The following is a 594-nucleotide window of genomic DNA, read 5'->3' as shown; positions in this document are numbered from 1 at the left end:
CGCGCCCCACCACGCAGGCACAGGGCCCGTCCCCGGCCGACTTGGCGGCGGAGAATGCCCGGTTGAGACGGGAGCTACAAAAGGCCCGGACGGAGCGCGACATCTAAAAAAAAGCCGCGTTCGCCTGCTCTCTCGGACCGGTGGCGTTCGCAGGCTCACTCTTCGGCGCGGCCACCCGATGAGCTTCGGGTTCGTGGATGAGCATCGTCATATCTGGCCCGTGCGCACCATCTGTGCCGTGCTCGGCGTCTCGGTCAGTGGACACTATGCTTGGCGCCGCCGCGCGGAGAGCCGGCGCAGTATCGAGAACCGGGCCTTACTAAACGATATCCGTTGCGCGCACGCGGAAAGGGGTGGATGCTACGGTGCGCCTCGCGTCCATGCAGCTCTGCGGGCTGCCGGTCGATGCGTCGGGCGCCACCGTGTCGCGCGTCTCATGCGCCATGCCGGCCTGCGTGGACTGGCCGCAATCCCGCGCCGGGTGCGCACGCCCGACAGCCGGCACAACTATCCGATCGCACCGAACAGGCTGCGCAGGAACTTCACGGCCACGGCCCCAAACCAGGTCTGGCTGGCCGACCTGACCTACATCAG

Annotated in this window: 1 pseudogene; it reads left to right on the top strand. The window is 67.5% G+C overall.

Annotated elements, in window-relative coordinates:
- Nucleotides 1-594: pseudogene (locus V8324_RS22265) on the top strand (IS3 family transposase); the annotation flags it as partial.

Origin of the sequence: Roseovarius sp. D22-M7 (assembly GCF_037083785.1) — a bacterium.
Classification (GTDB): domain Bacteria; phylum Pseudomonadota; class Alphaproteobacteria; order Rhodobacterales; family Rhodobacteraceae; genus Roseovarius.
The sequence above is the reverse complement of the archived record's forward strand: the minus strand, read 5'-3'. Positions and strand labels throughout refer to the sequence as shown.